Here is an 18,562-nt window from a genome sequence, read left to right on the forward strand (position 1 = left end):
AAGCGGCAACGATAAATCGATGCCGCTTAAATTAAAAACCAGAGACTATGGTTCATTTTATTAGTTATGAGAAATAACCCGCTCCAACGCTTCTTCTTCTCTAAGTGTTAGCACCTCAACACCAGTCTCTGTTACAAGCAATGTATGTTCCCATTGGGCACTTAAACTTCTGTCTTTAGTTACCACCGTCCACTGGTCTGGCAGCACTTTTGAATAGCGTTTACCCGCGTTTACCATAGGTTCGATAGTAAAGCACATACCTGGCTCTAATACATCGCCTGTGCCCGGTTTGCCGTAATGAACAATCTGTGGCTCTTCATGGAAGCTAGCGCCAATACCGTGACCACAATATTCTCGAACAATTGAATAGTTATGCGCTTCTGCATGAGTTTGGCAGATGTGACCGATATCACCGAGGCGCATGCCTGGCTTCACTTGTTCTATGGCTTTATACAAGCATTCTTGAGTTACGCGAATAAGCCGCTCAGCAAGAATTGAGGGTTTACCAACTACGAACATTTTTGATGTATCGCCGTGGTAGCCATCTTTTATAACAGTTACGTCAATATTGATGATGTCGCCGTCTTTCAATTTTTTGTCGGAAGGTATTCCATGGCAGATGCAATGATTTACTGATGTGCAAATTGACTTAGGAAACGGCGGGTGGCCATAATTTAGTGGTGCTGGCACGGCCTTCTGCTCGTTTACGATGTAATCGTGGCAGATTGTATTTAACTCGTCAGTAGTAACGCCTTTCTTAACATAAGGCCCTATCATTGTGAGAACCTCGGCAGCCAGTTTACCGGCAACGCGCATTTTCTCGATTTCTTCTGGGGTTTTGATAATAGCTGTCACAGCGCCTCTCAAATCTTTTGAAACTAGTGTTGATGAAGAATTTATTTCTCTACGCATTATAGCACTAAACAGGTCATTCTTAGTAAGATGCTGAAATTAAGTGATTTTATTTGTATAGCGCTGACGAATGTAAAAGTGTGCGCTATAGCGCTTCTTTTAATAAAGCTACACCATTTTGGCCTTGCCTTTTTACCCTCAAAACTTGAGGCTAGGGTTAGATTGTGATATAAAGCGCGCGCCCTGACGGAAAGCTCATTTTGCTGCTCGCATTTAGCACCGTTTTAGAGGGTAAATTTATTCTATTAAAACACACATATACCGACACTTCGTATCGGGGTGTTCAGTTCAATCTAGGTTGGTCTGAATCGATACAAGGGGTATATGGAGGCCTAACCCCAAGAGGAAAATAAAATGGCTAATGTTTCTATGCGTGACATGCTGAAAGCCGGTGTGCATTTCGGTCACCAAACTCGTTACTGGAACCCAAAGATGAAGCCTTTCATCTTCGGCGCTCGTAACAAAGTTCATATCATCAACCTTGAAAAAACGGTTCCACTTTTCAACAACGCACTTAACTACCTTTCAGGTGTTGCGTCTAAGAAAGGTAAAATCCTTTTCGTTGGTACCAAGCGTGCAGCTGGTGAAGCGGTTAAAGATGCTGCGCTTAAGTGCGACCAGTACTACGTAAACAAGCGTTGGTTAGGTGGTATGCTGACTAACTGGAAAACAGTACGTCAGTCAATCAAACGTCTTAAAGAGCTTGAGCAGCAAAGCCAAGACGGTACGTTTGAGAAGCTAACTAAGAAAGAAGCACTTATGCTTCAGCGCGAAATGGACAAGCTTGAAAACAGCCTTGGCGGTATCAAAGACATGGGCGGTCTTCCAGACGCAATCTTTGTTATCGACGCAGATCACGAGCACATTGCTGTAACAGAAGCGCGTAACCTTGGTATTCCTGTTGTTGGTGTTGTTGATACAAACTCTAACCCAGACGGTGTTGATTACATCATCCCTGGTAACGACGATGCTATCCGCGCTATCCAACTTTACTTGGATGCTGCTGCAAACGCTATTAACTCAGGTCGCGAAAGCAACCTTGAAGTACAAGCTGAGCAAGACGACTTCGTAGAAGCGGCAGAGTAATTCTGATTGCTGACTGTCATATCTTGATAATATGACAGGACTACAATACGAAACGTATTGAGAGGGGCGGTATCGCCCCTTTTACCTAACGAATTTATATTTAATGCTGAGGAATTGAAAAATGGCAGTGACTGCAGCACTAGTTAAAGAACTGCGCGAACGTACTGGCGCAGGTATGCTGGATTGTAAAAAAGCCCTGGTTGAAACCGATGGTGACATTGAGTTAGCCATTGAAAATATGCGTAAATCAGGTCAAGCGAAAGCGGCTAAAAAAGCAGGTCGTATCGCAGCTGAAGGTGTTATCCTTACTAAAGTTGAAGGTGGTCGTGCGACCATGCTTGAACTTAACTGTGAAACTGACTTCGTAGCACGTGACGAAGGTTTCCTTAAGTTCGGTAATGAGCTTCTAGAAGTAGCAGCAGCGAACAACATCAACGATATCGACGCACTTAACGACGCAGACCTTAACGGTTCTAAAGTAAGTGAAGTTCGAGATGCACTTGTTGCTAAAATTGGCGAAAACATCTCTCCTCGTCGCGTAATTAACGTTGAAGGCGATACGCTTGGTGCATACGTACACGGCGGCCGTATTGGTGTTATCTCTATCCTTACTGGCGGCGACGAAGAGCTAGCGAAAGACGTTGCAATGCACGTTGCAGCTGCAAGCCCGCAGTTCGTTAAGCCTGAAAACGTTCCAGCAGAAGTTGTTGAGAAAGAGAAAGAAATCCAAATCGAAATCGCTATCCAGTCTGGTAAGCCAGCTGATATCGCAGAGAAAATGGTTGCAGGCCGCATGAAGAAGTTCACTGGCGAAGTGAGCTTGACTGGTCAGCCTTTCGTTAAAGATCCTTCAATCTCTGTAGCTGAGCTTCTTAAGAACAACAGCGCAGACGTAATCAACTTCGTACGTTTCGAAGTTGGTGAAGGTATCGAGAAGAAGACTGAAGACTTCGCTGCTGAAGTAGCCGCTCAAATGGCCGCTGCTAAGAAATAATTCAGTGTTTATCTTTTGCATTACGCAATAGTTAGATAAACTACAAAGCACCTCCTAGGAGGTGCTTTTTTATAGCTGAACGTCTTTCGTCTTGCCATTGCAATGCGTAAGTGTGAAGCTAGGCGAGACAAGTGCGCGCCTGCCTAAAGAACGAAAGCGATTTGTCCTATGTTTTTTTGCGTATAATGCGCCGAAAGGCATAGGACAAACCGGGTTTACGAGGACAATTCAAACTATGAGTATCACACCAAAATCAGCATACCGACGCATTCTGTTAAAGCTCAGTGGTGAAGCCCTAATGGGGGCTGAAGGCTTTGGCATAGACCCTAAAGTGTTAGATAGAATGGCACAAGAGATTAAAGAGCTGGTTGAACTTGGTGTTCAAGTTGGTCTTGTTATCGGTGGTGGTAACTTGTTCCGTGGTGAAGGGCTAGCGAAAGCGGGTATGAACCGTGTTGTTGGCGATCACATGGGCATGTTGGCAACCGTTATGAATGGTCTTGCCATGCGTGACGCGCTTCACCGAGCATTTGTAAATGCTCGTATGATGTCAGCTATTCCGCTAAATGGCGTGTGCGATGCGTACAACTGGGCAGAAGCGATTAGCTTACTAAAATCAGGTCGTGTTGTTATATTCTCTGCCGGAACGGGTAACCCTTTCTTCACTACAGACTCTGCGGCTTGCTTACGTGGCATCGAAATTGAAGCCGATGCGGTACTAAAGGCGACTAAAGTGGACGGTGTCTATAGCGATGACCCAGTGAAAAACCCAGAAGCAACGCTTTATGACGAGCTGACCTACCAAGAAGTATTAGAAAAAGAACTTAAAGTGATGGACTTGTCTGCGTTCACTTTGGCGCGTGATCACAGCCTACCTATTCGCGTATTCAACATGAATAAGCCTGGTTGCCTAAAGCGTGTTGTGATGGGCGAGAAAGAAGGTACTGTAATTCGCCACGCTGACAACGATTAATTAAGAACAATAGGATACAAAACGTGATTGATGAAATTGAATTAGATGCGCAAGAGCGCATGGAGAAAAGCCTACTTGCATTAAAAGGCCAATTCAGCAAAATTCGCACAGGTCGTGCGCATCCAAGCCTTCTAGACGGCATCATGGTACCTTATTACGGCGTAGACACGCCGCTCAAGCAAGTGGCTAACGTTGTTGCTGAAGACAGTCGTACATTAGCGCTTACTGTATTCGACAAGAGTGCTATACAAGCAGTAGAAAAAGCGATCATGCAGTCTGACTTAGGCCTTAACCCAATGAGTGCGGGTGGTTCAATTCGTATTCCACTTCCTCCACTTACAGAAGAGCGCCGTAAAGATCTTATTCGTGTTGTTCGCAACGAAGCTGAAGGTGGTCGTGTTGCTATTCGTAACATCCGTCGTGACGCTAATGGCGACATTAAAGATCTTCTTAAAGAAAAAGAGATCAGTGAAGATGAAAGCCGTGCAGCTGAAGAGAACATTCAATCTATTACTAACGATTTCATTAAGAAAGTCGACAGCATGCTTGCTGACAAAGAAAAAGAACTAATGGAAGTTTAAGTAAGTATTATGATTGGAAAGCGTTTTAGCGCAGCCAAATCGACGAAAGCTGAGGTGCCGGCAGTCACTGCTGGCCCGAAGCACGTTGCGATCATTATGGATGGCAACGGTCGGTGGGCGCAAAAGAAAGGGAAAATTCGTACCTTTGGCCACAAGGCCGGGGTAGAGTCTGTACGTTCTGTTGTGCGCTTTGCACGTCAAAACGGTATTGAGTCACTTACGCTATTCGCGTTTTCAAGTGAAAACTGGAAACGTCCTGAGGAAGAAGTCAGTGTATTGATGGACTTGTTTAATCTTGTCCTTAATAGTGAAGCAAAACGATTACACAAAAACGGTGTGCGTTTGCAGGTCATAGGTGATGTTGAAGCGTTTGATGCTAAGCTAGTCGAAAAAATTCGCAAAGCCGAAGACATGACTAAAGACAACAAAGACTTAGTTTTAAATATCGCTGCAAACTATGGCGGTAGATGGGACATTGTCAATGCTGCTAAAAATCTTGCGATGCAAGTGAAAAGTGGTGAACTTGATGTTGAGAGCATCAATGAAGACGCATTTAATGCGCATATTTCAACGGCTAACCTTCCCGAGTTAGACCTTCTCATTCGCACTGGCGGCGAGCACCGTATTAGTAATTTCCTGCTGTGGCAGTGTGCCTATGCCGAATTGTACTTCACAGACGTACTTTGGCCTGACTTTAACGAAGACGTATTTCAATTAGCCGTAGACGATTTCAATGTGCGCCAACGTCGTTTCGGTCTAACCGGTGAACAGGTAGTCACAGCCGATGGTTAACACCATGCAGGCAATTATCAGGCTAGCCCTGGTAACTAAAGCCAAGGGCAAATTATGCTAAAACAACGAATAATAACTGCATTAATCCTAGCGCCACTGGCGCTTTACGCTATTCTTTTCCTTCCCATTTTTTGGTTCGAAATAGCCATTGCTGGCGTGGTTGGCATAGGCGCTTATGAATGGGCAAACATGTCGGGCGTGTGTGAACGCCCTAAGAAGCTCATTTATATGGCGGGTGCTTTTGCCATATGCATTGCACTCTCATTGATTGTTGATGCAAGTATGATTTGGTATCAAGGCCAACTTCATGGTTTGTACCGCGCCATACTTACCGTGGCTGTATTATGGTGGATAGCCTCGTTGTTTATGGTGCTTGCCTATCCTAAATACTCAAAGTTTTGGAAAGACAGCCGCAGTGTAAGAACCTTGTTTGGCGCGCTGACATTAATTCCAACTTGGGTGGCTGTGGTTGCACTTCGCACTAGTTTGCATGATGTTGACCCTTTCTATGGTGCATCGCTTATCTTTTATGTACTCGGTATTGTATGGGCTGCCGACATAGGTGCATTCTTTGTAGGTGTGAAATTTGGTCGCCATAAGCTGCGCCCTAATGTGTCGCCTGGTAAAAGTTTAGAAGGCTTATTAGGTGGCATTGCTGCTTCGTTCGCTATTATTGCTTTTGCGGCACTCCACTATCAGGTAGAGCCATCTCGCATTTGGCTTCATCTCGCTATAGGTGGTATTACGGTTGCCGTTTCGGCATTAGGTGACTTGAACGAGAGTATGCTAAAGCGTTGTGCTGGTATAAAAGACAGCGGTAAAATTCTTCCTGGGCATGGTGGCGTACTTGATAGAATTGACAGCTTAACAGCGGCATTTCCCGTATTTGCGTTTTGCTATGTAACTTGGATGGCGTAATGCAAACAGTTACCGTTTTAGGGGCCACAGGCTCCATTGGTTGTAATACGTTAGATGTTATAAACCGTCACCCAGAAAAGTATCGTGTTTTTGCTATCACGGGTAATTCACAGCTTAAATTGCTTATGGAGCAAGCCCAAAAAAGCTCGCCGCGCTATGTAGTTGTCGCTGATGAGTCGCATTATCAAGCAGCTTGTGAACTTGCAGTTCAATATGGTGTCGACGCTGAAATATTAGCGGGAAGTCAAGCGCTTGAAGAGGTGTCAAGCGCGCCGGAAGTTGATGCAGTGATGGCTGCAATTGTTGGCGCAGCAGGTCTTCTTCCTACATTAGCAGCAGTAAAGGCTGGTAAACGGGTTTTACTTGCAAATAAAGAAGCGCTCGTTATGTCGGGGGCACTTTTTATTGATGCGGCTAATCAAAGCGGTGCCAAAATTCTTCCAATTGATAGTGAGCATAACGCCATTTTTCAATGCCTTCCGCACGATTATGAGTACGGTAATTTTGCGGCATCCGGCATTCATAAAATACTGCTAACGGGCTCAGGCGGTCCTTTCAGAGAAAGACCTTTAAGTAGTTTTTCTTCAATCACTATCGATGAAGCGAGCACTCACCCAAATTGGTCTATGGGCAGGAAAATAACCATCGATTCGGCAACCATGATGAACAAAGGTCTTGAGTTTATTGAAGCTTGTTGGCTGTTTGGTGCGGGAGCCGGAGACATCGATGTGGTTATTCACCCACAAAGTATTATTCACTCTATGGTGCAATACGTTGACGGCTCGGTTATCGCGCAAATGGGCAACCCTGACATGCGCACGCCTATCGCTTATGGATTGGCGCATCCTGAGCGAATAGAGGCGGGAGTCGATCCGCTCGACTTTTCTAATATGGCGAATTTTAGTTTTCAAACTCCTTGTTTCGAACGCTACCCCAACTTAAAGCTCGCGATTGATGCTTGTAAAGAAGGGCAATGTGCGACGACAAGGATGAATGCTGCTAATGAAGTGGCCGTCGAGGCGTTTCTTCAAGGAAAGATTCAGTTTTCTAACATCGCTCAAGTGAACGAAGCCACATTAAACGCCATGCCCTATGTATCGGTTAGTTCGATACAGCAAATAGTAGAGCAAGACAGTTTGGCGAGAGCGAAAGCTGACGAGATTATTCGAGGAAAATTTCAGTGCTAGCATTTTTATGGAGCCTAGGCGCATTTATTGTTGCCTTAGGTATTTTAGTTGCGGTTCACGAGTGGGGGCACTTCTATGTTGCCCGTAAATGCGGTGTACAGGTAGAACGCTTCTCAATAGGTTTTGGAAAGCCAATTTGGCGTAAGTTAAGCAAATCTGGCACAGAGTATGTCATTGCTATGATCCCGCTTGGTGGATACGTTCGCATGCTTGACGGACGTATTGACGATGTACCACCTGAACTAGCAGACAAGGCCTTTAATAATAAACCGGTATTGCAGCGCATGGCGGTGATTGCGGCTGGACCTGGGGTCAACTTTATATTTGCCTTTTTCGCGTTATGGGTAATGTATTTAGTTGGACTAGATACCGTGAAACCTGTGGTCAAAACCATCGAACCCAATAGTATTGCAGCTATCGCAGGCGTTAAGCCAGGCGATGAAATTATCAAGGTAGGCGATAGAATTACACCAGATTGGGAAGCGGTTAATTTAGAAATTGTCTCAAATATCGGCGCTGAAAAAGCCAGTGTTACGGTTAAAAATCCATCAAATGTTGAAAAAGAACTGAGTTTTACGCTGAATGCTTGGAACTTTGACCCAGATCGCGAGTCTCCTTTAAGCAGCTTAGGGCTAACCCCTTACCGCCCTGATGCAACATTAACCGTTGGCTTTGTCGGTGAGGGAAGTGCAGCACAACAGGCTGGGTTGCAGCCTGGTGATAAACTGTTAGCGCTTAACGGTAATAGGCTGCAGTCGTGGGAACGTTTAGTGGAAGAGATTGTTGAAAGCCCAGGAGAGCAAATATTGCTCGAAATAGAAAGGGATGGACAAACACTTGCGTTAAATGCCACGATAGCGCGCCGCGATACACCACAAGGGCAAAGTGGTTATCTAGGCGTTAGCCCAACGTTTGAGCCTTGGCCTGAGGGGTATGTGTTTACGCATCAATATGGCATTATAGAGGCTATTGGGAAGGCGTTAGATAAAACGTGGCGTCTTATGACACTGAGTGTCGAAATGATAGGGAAGCTCATTACTGGCGACGTGTCGGTGAAGAATTTAAGCGGACCTATCTCAATTGCTCAAGGTGCGGGAACAAGTGCTGGGTATGGACTTGCGTACTTCTTGAGTTTTCTTGCCTTAATAAGCGTGAATTTAGGCATTATAAATTTATTACCCTTGCCCATGCTTGACGGTGGTCACCTCATGTTTTTTATCGTGGAGTGGATCACAGGCAAACCTGTGCCTGAAGCCGTGCAGGAATGGGGTTACAGAATAGGTGGCGTGCTTCTGTTTATGATAATGGGTATCGCAATTTTTAACGATATCGCTCGCATAACCTGATGGAAATCAGGAAGTACAAAACAGCTAATACAAAACGCGGCCAGGAAAAGAAAAATAGATGAAGTTAAAACAGTTAGTAGCAGCCGGAGCCATTCTTTCCAGTGCTAGCTTCGCCAACGCTGCGGCGCAAAACAGTGAATTTGTCGTTGAAGACATTCGCGTTGAAGGTTTGCAACGTGTTGCACTAGGTGCAGCCTTAACCTACTTGCCCGTTCAGGTTGGCGACGAGCTCAATACATTTAGGGTAACGCAGCTTATTCGCTCGTTATACTCTTCAACTCACTTTGAAAACGTTGAAATTCTTCGTGATGGTAATACGCTAGTTGTGCGTGTTGCTGAACGTCCAACGATCAGTAATATCATTTTTGAAGGCAACGATGATATTAAAGATGAGCAGCTTCAAGAAAGTTTGGACGGTAATGGCGTTCGTATCGGTGAGCCGCTTGATAAGACAGTATTGACCTCAATTGAGAACGGCTTAAAAGATTTCTTTTACAGCATCGGCAAATATAACGCTGATGTGACCGCCATCATTACGCCTTTACCGCGTAACCGGGTAGACTTAAAGTTATTGTTTGAAGAAGGCGATGCTGCTGAAATCGAACAAATAAATATCGTCGGTAACGAAATTTTCTCAGACGAAGAGCTGATGGAAGCTTTCGAACTGCAATATGATACGCCATGGTGGGACTTCTTATCTGAAACTCGCTATCAGCAGCAAACGTTGCAAGGCGATATGGAAACGCTTCGTAACCATTATCTGAATCGCGGCTACCTTCGCTTTAACGTAGACTCTACACAAGTATCAATGACGCCAGAAAAATCTGGTATCTACATTGCGATGAATGTGTCTGAGGGTGAGCAATACACTATCTCTGAAGTTGAACTAGTGGGTGATGTGCTGGGCCACGAAGAGTACATCGAAAGGGTGCTTCCCCTCACTACTGGCGAACTTTATAACCAAGCAGAAGTTACCTATACAGAAGAGTTCATTAGTAAGTACTTAGGGCGATTTGGTTATGCTTATCCAACAGTGACTACCGTTCCTGAAATTAACGATGATGACAAAACGGTAAAACTGACGTTGTCAGTTGACCCAGGTAAGCGTATTTACGTAAATCGCATCAAGTTCAACGGTAACGTTGTAACCGCTGATAGCGTGTTGCGTCAGAACGTAAGCCAAATGGAAGGTACGTGGTTATCTAATAACCTACTTGAATCTTCTAAAAACCAGCTTTCTCGTCTTACCTACATGGAAGATGTAGAGTTTGAAACAGTTCGAATCCCGGGCTCTGAAGATAAAGTTGATGTTAATTTCAACGTTAAAGAACAGCCTTCTGGCTCGTTCAATGCCGGTATCGGCTACGGCGACAGAACAAAACTCAGCTTACAAGCGGGTATCCAACAGGATAACTTCTTGGGTACGGGTAAGCGTATTGGTCTTAACCTTAGCACAGTGTCGTATCAGCGAAGCGCGCAAATAACTTACAACGACCCTTATTTTACTATTGACGGCATTAGTTTGGGCGGAAGTTTAGGCTACAGTGAATTTGATGGCTCTGACTTCAACGTTATTCAATATAACTCGAAACGGTGGTCTATCGGCGCGAACGTAGGTTACCCTATCAACGAATTTAACCGTATAAACTTTGGATTGACTTACAGTAATGTTGAGTTGTTCAACCGTGGTTATTATGAACAGACTGAGCAGTTCTACAATCAGTTTACCAACGGTGAAGACCCTGATGCTGCTATTAAGTACGACAGTTATTTAGCTAGCGTAAGCTGGAGTAGAAGTACATTAAACCGGGGGTTATTCCCAACAGCGGGCTCATCACAGCGTGCCTCTGTTAGTATTACTACGCCTAACTCAGACGTTAATTACTTTAAAACCGTATTCGATGGTAAGTGGTACTTCCCACTATCGCGCAACCAGCGTTGGTCATTCTTGGCGCGTATGCGTCTAGGGTATGGTAACGGTTATGGCGATATAAACGGCAACGAGCAAATACTACCGTTTACTGAGAACTTTACGGCAGGTGGTGCGGATTCACTGCGTGGATTCGAGAACAATACAGTGGGCCCAAGGGGGGTATTCCTTGGAAACGCGGGTAGTATCGTGGGGCCAGACGGTGAAGCTTTCCCAGGCGATCCAACAGATGCACAATTATCTTGGTCTACGCGAAGCTTAGGTGGAAACGCCATGGCACTCGGTGGTGTTGAGCTCATAGTTCCAACGCCATTTGTAGAAGAAGATATGGATAACTCTGTTCGCACAAGTTTGTTTGTGGATGTAGGTAACGTATGGGATACTGAGTTCGATTATGACTATTACAGTCAGTTTCAAGTGGCCGCAACACAGAGAGGCGAGCTATTAGACTATTCTGACTGGAGTCTGTATCGTAGCTCGGCAGGTATATCGGTTCAGTGGATATCTCCAATGGGGCCGATGGTATTCAGCTTCTCGAAAGCGATACAGCAACGTGATGGTGACGATGCAAGATTCTTCACTTTCAATATCGGTCAAACTTTCTAAAACATTAAAGCGAGCGTGTAATAATCGCGCTCTATAACAAGATTTACAAAAGGAGTTCCCTTTGAAACAGTTGGTTAAACATATCGTTGCAGGAGCAATGTTGGGTAGCGCTTTAGTAAGTACGTCTGTAATGGCTGAACAGAAAGTCGCTGTAGTAGACGTTCAAGGTATTTTCCAAGCAATGCCTCAAGCTGCTGAAATACAAAACGCTATTCAAGCTGAGTTTAAAGATCAGCTTGAAGAAGTGAATCAACTTCAGCGTGACGGTCAGTTTTACGCGGAGCGTCTTCAACGCGATGCGGCGACGATGAGCGATACCGAAAAGAAAGAACTTGAACAAAAAATCTTGTCAGTTCGTGAAGAGCTTTCTAAAAAAGGTCAGCCTTTACAGCAGAATATCCAACGTCGTAGCAACGAAGAACGCAATAAGCTTCTTGGCCTTATCAAACAGGCTATTGACTCTGTAGCAGCAAAGCAAGGTTACGACCTAGTGCTTAACTCTGGCGCAGTTGCATTTGCAAAAGAAGAGCACGACTTATCTGAGCAAGTACTTCAGCAGGTTAGCAAAGCTAACTAATCGACGGTTTGAAACAGTCGTGAAATATATCAGGCCAATTTCCGAAAGGTGTTGGTCTGATTTGTTTTTTGCGCTTAACAGCGTATGGTTGCCGCCGTTTTTAGTTTTTACGGCGAGTTTGACCAAATACCAATCAATTATCCGCATTGGTATGAAATAGTCATGGGTCATGCTTGTATACAGGAGAAAGTTTTTGGCCAATTCACTCAATACCATCGAAATTCAAGAAATTTTGGAGTTACTTCCACATAGGTATCCATTTTTGCTTGTTGATCGTGTAACAGACTATGTTCTGGGTGAGTCTGTAAAGGCTTATAAAAATATTACTATTAATGAGCCTTGTTTCACTGGGCATTTCCCTGGGCAGCCTATATTCCCAGGCGTCCTTATCTTAGAAGCCATGGCCCAAGCCGCCGGTGTTTTAGGATTCAAGACCATGGGTAATAATGATAAGTTATACTTGTATGCAGGGATCGACAATGCACGCTTTAAGCGTCCAGTTGTTCCTGGAGACAAGCTTGAGTTTGATGTTGCTCTGGTTAAAGAGCGCAGAGGGATTTGGAAATTTAAAGGTACTGCAAGTGTCGACGGCGACATTGCTTGCTGTGCAGAGTTTATGTGTGCGATGAGAGAGATAGCGTAACGTGATCCATCCTACTGCGGTAATTTCAGAAAGTGCAACGATTGGTGAGAATGTCACCATTGGTCCCTTTTGCGTGGTTGACGACAACGTCACCATTGGTGATGGGTGTATTCTGAAATCACATGTGGTGGTACGCGGCCCTACGCGTATCGGTAAAAATAATAAGTTTTATCAGTTTTCTTCAATCGGTGAAGACTGCCAAGATAAAAAGTATGCGGGCGAGCCTACTGAGCTTGTTATCGGTGACGACAACGAATTTCGTGAAGGCGTAACTGTTCACCGAGGCACTATCCAAGATAACAGTATTACCATCATTGGTTCTCGTGGTCTGTTTATGGCTAACGCACATATCGCCCATGACTGCGTGCTAGGTGACGATATTATTATCGCCAATAATGTAGCAGTGGCAGGGCACGTTCACATCGACGATTTTGTTATTGTTGGCGGCGCTACAGGCATTCACCAATTTTGCAAGATTGGTGCACACGCCTTCTTAGGTGCCGGCGGTATCATTTTAAGAGATGTTCCTCCTTTTGTGATGGTAAGTGGGCAAAAGAACATTCCTCAAGGAATAAACTCTGAAGGCCTTAAGCGTAGAGGCTTTTCGAAAGAAGAGGTACTTGAGATAAAGCGTGCTTATAAAGCTATTTATCGCGAAGGAAATACCATTGATGAAGCGATTGAAAAGCTTGCCGAGCCTGCTGATAAATTTGATGGTGTGGCATTAATGGTTAAGTTTTTGCAAGACGCTAAGCGAGGCATCATTCGCTAATTATGTCTAAGCCAATTCGTATCGGCATGGTTGCCGGAGAGCCCTCTGGTGATGTGCTTGCCGCTGGAATGGTTGCAGAACTAAAACGTCAATATCCTGATGCTATCATCGAGGGTATTGGCGGTCCAAACATGATAGAAGCAGGTTTCCATAGTCTTTTCGACATGGAAACCTTATCAGTAATGGGGCTTGTTGAAGTCCTCTCTCATTTACCTGCTATTTTAAAAGTCAAAAAACAGCTTCTCGCTCACTTTGCACAAAACCCACCAGATATTTTTGTGGGAATTGATGCGCCTGATTTTAATTTGAGAGTAGAGAAAGCCCTCAAAGCCCGCGGTATCAAAACCATGCACTATGTAAGTCCTACGGTGTGGGCGTGGCGTGAGAAAAGGATTCACAAGATAGCGAAAGCGGCTAATCGCGTATTGGGTTTATTTCCTTTCGAACAGCAGGTTTACGACAAATATAATGTTCCCTACACCTTTGTGGGGCACACAATGGCTGATGCTGTTGCCATAGAACCAGACCAAAAGGCGGCAAGAAAGACGCTTGGTGTAGACGAAGCTGCGCCAGTTCTAGCTGTGCTTCCCGGCTCCCGTCGTGGTGAAGTGGATACGCTACTTCCGGTGTTTTTAGAAACCATTGAAACTATCCATGCGAAGCGTAGTGATATTCAGTTTCTTATTCCCGCTGCAAACGAGCATCGTTTTGCGCAGATAAAATCACTATTGCTTGCAGCCAATAACGCAGAGGAGCGTTTACCTATTCACGTAACACAAGGTACTTCCCGTGATGCGATGATCGCAAGTGATGTTATTTTGCTTGCTTCAGGTACGGCTACGTTAGAGGCTATGTTGTGTAAGCGCCCAATGGTAGCCGCTTATTTACTTGCACCGCTCACTTACAAAATAATGCAGCGTTTATATAAAGCGCCGTTTTTCACGTTGCCAAATCTATTAGCTAATGAAGCGATTATTCCTGAATTACTCCAAGATGATGTCAATGCAGAGAATATGAGCAATCAGTTACTCAACTTCTTCGAAAGTGACAATTCAGCCCTTATTTCCCGTTTCACCGACCTCCACCATACGCTAAAATGCAATGCTGATAAAACAGCAGCAAAAGCTGTCGTGGAGGAATTGTTTGCATAAGTTAATTGCCGGTGTTGATGAAGTGGGGCGCGGACCACTGGTAGGTGATGTGGTCACTGCCGCGGTTATTCTCGACCCAGAGAATCCAATTGAAGGTCTCACTGATTCTAAAAAGCTCAGCGAGAAGAAACGGGTAGCGCTCGCTCAAGAAATTCGTGAGAAAGCGCTCTATTGGAATATTGGTAGAGCCAGTCCAGAAGAGATCGATAAACTCAATATTCTTCAAGCGACAATGTTAGCGATGGTCCGTGCAGTTGAAGGCTTATCTGTGAGGCCGGATTTTGTGCGCGTAGATGGAAACCGCGTGCCCGCTTGGAATTATGAGTCTGAGGCTGTCGTAAAAGGAGATAGCCTTCATGCTGAAATTTCAGCAGCTTCTATTATCGCTAAAGTAGAACGCGATAACGACATGATTTCGCTCCATGAAGCCTATCCACAGTACAATTTTGCAGGGCACAAAGGCTACCCAACCAAAGCTCACTTTGAAGCCATTGCTGAATATGGCATTTTAGATTGCTATCGTAAAAGCTTTAAGCCCGTTAAAGCGTTACTTGAAGAGAAATAACACCATGTCATCGCCATTTATTCATTTACGTGTTCACAGCGATTATTCGATGATGGACGGCTTAAATAAAGTTAAGCCTATATTGGGGAAGGTTGCCGAGCTTGAGATGCCCGCGGTGGCGATAACCGACCAAATGAATATGTGTGGCTTGGTAAAGTTTTACTCCGAAGCACATAACCTAGGCATTAAGCCGATCATTGGTACAGATTTTTGGGTAACTAACGAAACGTTTGGCGATGAGCCATTCAGACTCACCTTATTGGCAATGAATAACGAAGGGTATAAGAATATCACGGTTCTTATATCTAAAGCCTATCTTCGGGGGCATTTGGCTCATCGCGCGGTGATTGATCAAGAGTGGCTTATTGAGCATAGCGAAGGGGTTATTATCCTCTCCGGTGCTCAGCATGGCGATGTGGGCGTAGGTTTAACGAAAAACAATCCCAAGCTTTTAGACAGCGCTGTCGATTTCTATCAAACTCACTTTCCTGATCGCTTTTATTTAGAACTTATTCGAACAGGTAGGCAGGGTGAAGAAGATTATTTGCACCGTGCGGTAGAGCTTGCTGAGCAGCGCGGTATGCCTGTCGTTGCCACTAATGAAGTGTGCTTTATTGACCAAGAAGGCTTTGACGCACATGAAATTCGTGTGTGTATCCATGACGGTTATACGTTAGATGATAATCGCCGCCCTAAGCGCTATAGCGACCAGCAGTACCTTCGCACAAGTGAAGAAATGGTTGAGCTATTTGCCGATATTCCAGAAGCCATTGAAAACACGGTTGAGATTGCTAAACGCTGTAATGTCACGGTTCGCTTAAACGAGTATTTCTTACCTCAGTTTCCAACAGGTGGCATGACCACCGAAGACTTCTTGGTTAAGGTGTCTGAAGAAGGGCTCGAAGAACGGTTAGTGTTTCTTTTTCCTGATGAAGAAGAGCGCAAAGCCAAGCGCCCTGAGTACGATGACAGACTTCGCATTGAGCTAGAAGTTATCAACCAAATGGGTTTCCCAGGCTACTTCCTTATCGTTATGGAGTTCATTCAGTGGAGTAAAGATAACGGTATTCCGGTAGGGCCTGGGCGTGGTTCCGGTGCGGGTTCACTGGTAGCTTATGCCCTTAAAATTACCGACCTAGACCCGCTTGAATTCGACTTGCTATTCGAACGTTTCTTGAACCCAGAGCGTGTATCTATGCCCGACTTCGACGTCGACTTCTGTATGGATAGACGAGACGAGGTAATCGACCACGTTGCTGAACTTTACGGGCGTCAGGCGGTATCGCAGATTATTACATTCGGTACAATGGCGGCAAAAGCGGTTGTGCGCGACGTAGGCCGTGTACTTGGTCATCCTTATGGTTTTGTAGATAGAATTTCAAAGCTTATTCCACCAGATCCGGGCATGACGCTTGAAAAGGCGTTTAAAGCTGAGCCACAACTACCAGAAGTTTATGAAAGTGATGAGGAAGTTAAAGACCTCATTGATATGGCCCGTATTCTTGAAGGGGTAACCCGTAATGCGGGTAAACACGCCGGTGGCGTTGTTATTGCGCCAACGACAATCACAGATTTTTCGCCGCTATATTGTGACGATGAAGGTAAGAACCCAGTAACCCAATTCGACAAAAACGACGTTGAAACAGCAGGGCTTGTTAAATTCGACTTCTTGGGTCTTCGTACGCTGACGATCATTCAGTGGGCAATAGATATGATCAAGGAAGGCAAGAATGTTGATGTAGATATCAGCGCTATTCCCCTTGAAGATCCTAAGAGTTTTCGAACTCTTCAAAACGCCGAGACAACGGCGGTATTCCAGCTTGAATCTCGAGGCATGAAAGAGCTGATCAAGCGCCTTAAGCCGGACTGTTTTGAAGATATCATCGCATTGGTAGCCCTATTCCGTCCTGGACCGCTTCAATCAGGCATGGTAGATAACTTTATTGACCGTAAGCATGGTCGTGAAGAAATATCTTACCCCGATGCGGAATATCAACACGAGTGTCTTCAAGAAATTCTTGAGCCTACCTACGGTATAATATTGTATCAAGAACAAGTAATGCAGATTGCTCAGGAAATGGCGGGCTACTCACTGGGCGGTGCTGACTTGCTGCGCCGTGCAATGGGTAAGAAAAAGCCGGAAGAGATGGCTAAGCAGCGCGGTACCTTTGCTGAAGGCGCCAAGGGCAATAACATTGACCCTGATCTTGCGATGAAAATCTTCGACTTGGTAGAAAAGTTCGCAGGTTACGGATTTAACAAATCTCACTCAGCCGCTTATGCGTTGGTGTCTTACCAAACCCTTTGGCTGAAAGTGCATTATCCTGCGGAATTCATGGCTGCGGTAATGTCGGCGGATATGGATAACACCGATAAAATCGTGACGCTTGTGGATGAATGCGAGCGCATGGGCATTGAAATACTGCCGCCAGATTTGAACGCGGGTAAATACAAATTTACCGTCGATAGCGAAGGCCGCATTGTCTACGGTATTGGTGCAATTAAAGGGGTAGGTGAAGGTCCTATTGAAGCCATTATCGAAGCGCGCGAAACCCAAGGTGCATTTAAAGATCTTTTTGATTTTTGTGCGAAGGTTGATATTAAGCGCGTTAATAAACGGGTGTTAGAAAAGTTAGTGCTTGCAGGCGCTATGGACAACTTAGGTCCACATCGCGCTACATTGATGGCTACTTTACCTGATGCCCTTGCCGCCGCGGGACAGCATGCTAAGGCGGAGTCGTTTGGTCAATCAGACATGTTTGGGCTTTTAACTACTGAACCCGACGAGGTTAAACAAGCCTTTGCAGATGTACCGCAGTGGCCAGAAAAAGTGTGGCTAGAAGGTGAAAAAGATACCTTAGGGCTCTACTTGACGGGCCACCCCATAAATCAGTATGCGGAAGAATTACGTTATTACACCGATGGTCGCTTAGTTGATTTAAAACCGACTAATAAAGATCAAATGGCTAGCGCGGTTGGTTTAGTACTTGGCGTTCGTGTTATGACGAACAAACGAGGGCGTCGTTGGGCGATAGTGACACTTGATGATAAGAGTGCCAGAATAGATGTACGTTTCTTCCCCGATATGTACGAACAGTTCGAAAGCGTGTTAGAAACTGACAGAATATTGCTAATAAAGGGACAGGTCAGCTTTGATGATTTCTCTGGGGGCAATACAATCACCGCCCGTGATGTAATGGACATTGTTCAAGCACGAGAGAAAAACGCGAGAGCACTGGCGCTTAATATTGATACCCAGTTGCTTGAACCAAAGAAAATGAGTCAGATGCAATCTATCCTGCAGGCATTTAATGGTGGAAGTTGTCCTGTTCAGTTAGCGGTAACCCATCCGGACGCTGAAGTTACCTTGGCGTGTGGTGCAAGATGGTACGTTACCCCTGAAGACCAACTTTTACACGATCTCAAACAATGTTTGGGAGACAAAGCCGTATCAATTCTCTACCATTAAGGGTAAGAGTTCGTTAGATTGGACATCTCGCGTTTGTATAAACGAGCGTAGTACGAATAG

16 protein-coding genes are annotated in these 18,562 nt (G+C 45.0%); 15 read left to right on the plus strand and 1 reads right to left on the minus strand.

Annotation, left to right across the window (positions count from 1 at the left end; genetic code table 11):
• Positions 1 to 60 precede the first annotated feature (60 nt).
• Entirely contained in the window at positions 61 to 855 is a 795-nt protein-coding gene (gene map, locus GVO62_RS08300; RefSeq protein ID WP_105932353.1) for a type I methionyl aminopeptidase, read from the minus strand.
• A gap of 411 nt (positions 856 to 1,266) precedes the next feature.
• Here map and rpsB point away from each other — a divergent pair, with 411 nt between their 5' ends.
• From rpsB to dnaE, 15 genes are all read left to right on the plus strand, one after another.
• The gene (gene rpsB / locus GVO62_RS08305) at positions 1,267 to 1,998 is read left to right on the plus strand and encodes a 30S ribosomal protein S2 (protein ID WP_105932282.1); all 732 of its coding nucleotides are present in this window, start codon (positions 1,267 to 1,269) and stop codon (positions 1,996 to 1,998) included.
• Positions 1,999 to 2,119: 121 nt separating this feature from the next.
• A complete protein-coding gene (gene tsf, locus GVO62_RS08310) occupies positions 2,120 to 2,992 on the plus strand; it encodes a translation elongation factor Ts (RefSeq protein WP_105932281.1) in 873 nt (290 codons plus the stop codon).
• A gap of 235 nt (positions 2,993 to 3,227) precedes the next feature.
• Positions 3,228 to 3,965 carry a UMP kinase gene (gene pyrH / locus GVO62_RS08315; protein ID WP_105932280.1) on the plus strand — a complete coding sequence of 246 codons (738 nt, stop codon included), beginning with the start codon at positions 3,228 to 3,230 and terminating at the stop codon, positions 3,963 to 3,965.
• Positions 3,966 to 3,988: 23 nt separating this feature from the next.
• Complete coding sequence (gene frr, locus GVO62_RS08320) at positions 3,989 to 4,546, plus strand: ribosome recycling factor (RefSeq protein WP_159118552.1); 558 nt, start codon at positions 3,989 to 3,991, stop codon at positions 4,544 to 4,546.
• A 9-nt stretch (positions 4,547 to 4,555) separates the two neighbouring features.
• Positions 4,556 to 5,338 carry a polyprenyl diphosphate synthase gene (uppS, locus tag GVO62_RS08325; protein WP_159118553.1) on the plus strand — a complete coding sequence of 261 codons (783 nt, stop codon included), beginning with the start codon at positions 4,556 to 4,558 and terminating at the stop codon, positions 5,336 to 5,338.
• 54 nt (positions 5,339 to 5,392) lie between these two features.
• Entirely contained in the window at positions 5,393 to 6,256 is an 864-nt protein-coding gene (locus GVO62_RS08330; protein WP_159118554.1) for a phosphatidate cytidylyltransferase, read from the plus strand.
• Positions 6,256 to 7,443 (plus strand): 1-deoxy-D-xylulose-5-phosphate reductoisomerase, encoded by a 1,188-nt coding sequence (gene ispC / locus GVO62_RS08335; protein WP_159118555.1) that lies wholly within the window; start codon positions 6,256 to 6,258, stop codon positions 7,441 to 7,443. The genes GVO62_RS08330 and ispC overlap by 1 nt, the downstream gene beginning before the upstream one ends.
• Complete coding sequence (rseP, locus tag GVO62_RS08340; protein ID WP_159118556.1) at positions 7,437 to 8,789, plus strand: sigma E protease regulator RseP; 1,353 nt, start codon at positions 7,437 to 7,439, stop codon at positions 8,787 to 8,789. The genes ispC and rseP overlap by 7 nt, the downstream gene beginning before the upstream one ends.
• Positions 8,790 to 8,847: 58 nt before the next feature.
• On the plus strand, positions 8,848 to 11,325 hold the full coding sequence (gene bamA, locus GVO62_RS08345) for an outer membrane protein assembly factor BamA (protein ID WP_159118557.1): 2,478 nt from the start codon (positions 8,848 to 8,850) through the stop codon (positions 11,323 to 11,325).
• A 61-nt stretch (positions 11,326 to 11,386) separates the two neighbouring features.
• Positions 11,387 to 11,902 carry an OmpH family outer membrane protein gene (locus GVO62_RS08350; RefSeq protein WP_105932274.1) on the plus strand — a complete coding sequence of 172 codons (516 nt, stop codon included), beginning with the start codon at positions 11,387 to 11,389 and terminating at the stop codon, positions 11,900 to 11,902.
• A gap of 193 nt (positions 11,903 to 12,095) precedes the next feature.
• Positions 12,096 to 12,545 (plus strand): 3-hydroxyacyl-ACP dehydratase FabZ, encoded by a 450-nt coding sequence (gene fabZ, locus GVO62_RS08355; protein WP_105932351.1) that lies wholly within the window; start codon positions 12,096 to 12,098, stop codon positions 12,543 to 12,545.
• 1 nt (position 12,546) lies between these two features.
• Positions 12,547 to 13,317, plus strand: coding sequence for an acyl-ACP--UDP-N-acetylglucosamine O-acyltransferase (gene lpxA, locus GVO62_RS08360; protein ID WP_105932273.1), 771 nt, complete (start codon positions 12,547 to 12,549; stop codon positions 13,315 to 13,317).
• Positions 13,318 to 13,319: 2 nt separating this feature from the next.
• Positions 13,320 to 14,468, plus strand: a complete 1,149-nt coding sequence (gene lpxB, locus GVO62_RS08365) for a lipid-A-disaccharide synthase (RefSeq protein WP_159118558.1) — start codon at positions 13,320 to 13,322, stop codon at positions 14,466 to 14,468.
• On the plus strand, positions 14,461 to 15,033 hold the full coding sequence (rnhB, locus tag GVO62_RS08370; protein ID WP_201282649.1) for a ribonuclease HII: 573 nt from the start codon (positions 14,461 to 14,463) through the stop codon (positions 15,031 to 15,033). Before lpxB ends, rnhB begins: the two co-directional genes overlap by 8 nt.
• Before the next feature lie 4 nt (positions 15,034 to 15,037).
• The gene (dnaE, locus tag GVO62_RS08375) at positions 15,038 to 18,502 is read left to right on the plus strand and encodes a DNA polymerase III subunit alpha (protein WP_159118559.1); all 3,465 of its coding nucleotides are present in this window, start codon (positions 15,038 to 15,040) and stop codon (positions 18,500 to 18,502) included.
• Positions 18,503 to 18,562 lie beyond the last annotated feature (60 nt).

Source organism: Alteromonas sp. KUL150 (genome assembly GCF_009811475.1).
GTDB classification, from domain to species: Bacteria; Pseudomonadota; Gammaproteobacteria; order Enterobacterales; family Alteromonadaceae; genus Alteromonas; species Alteromonas gracilis.

What these genes read in the sequence shown, in the direction of transcription:
- rpsB (WP_105932282.1), top strand. Translation starts at nt 1,267, where the DNA reads ATGGCTAATGTTTCTATGCGTGACATGCTGAAAGCCGGTGTGCATTTC.
- tsf (WP_105932281.1), top strand. Translation starts at nt 2,120, where the DNA reads ATGGCAGTGACTGCAGCACTAGTTAAAGAACTGCGCGAACGTACTGGC.
- pyrH (WP_105932280.1), top strand. Translation starts at nt 3,228, where the DNA reads ATGAGTATCACACCAAAATCAGCATACCGACGCATTCTGTTAAAGCTC.
- uppS (WP_159118553.1), top strand. Translation starts at nt 4,556, where the DNA reads ATGATTGGAAAGCGTTTTAGCGCAGCCAAATCGACGAAAGCTGAGGTG.
- GVO62_RS08330 (WP_159118554.1), top strand. Translation starts at nt 5,393, where the DNA reads ATGCTAAAACAACGAATAATAACTGCATTAATCCTAGCGCCACTGGCG.
- ispC (WP_159118555.1), top strand. Translation starts at nt 6,256, where the DNA reads ATGCAAACAGTTACCGTTTTAGGGGCCACAGGCTCCATTGGTTGTAAT.
- bamA (WP_159118557.1), top strand. Translation starts at nt 8,848, where the DNA reads ATGAAGTTAAAACAGTTAGTAGCAGCCGGAGCCATTCTTTCCAGTGCT.
- lpxB (WP_159118558.1), top strand. Translation starts at nt 13,320, where the DNA reads ATGTCTAAGCCAATTCGTATCGGCATGGTTGCCGGAGAGCCCTCTGGT.
- dnaE (WP_159118559.1), top strand. Translation starts at nt 15,038, where the DNA reads ATGTCATCGCCATTTATTCATTTACGTGTTCACAGCGATTATTCGATG.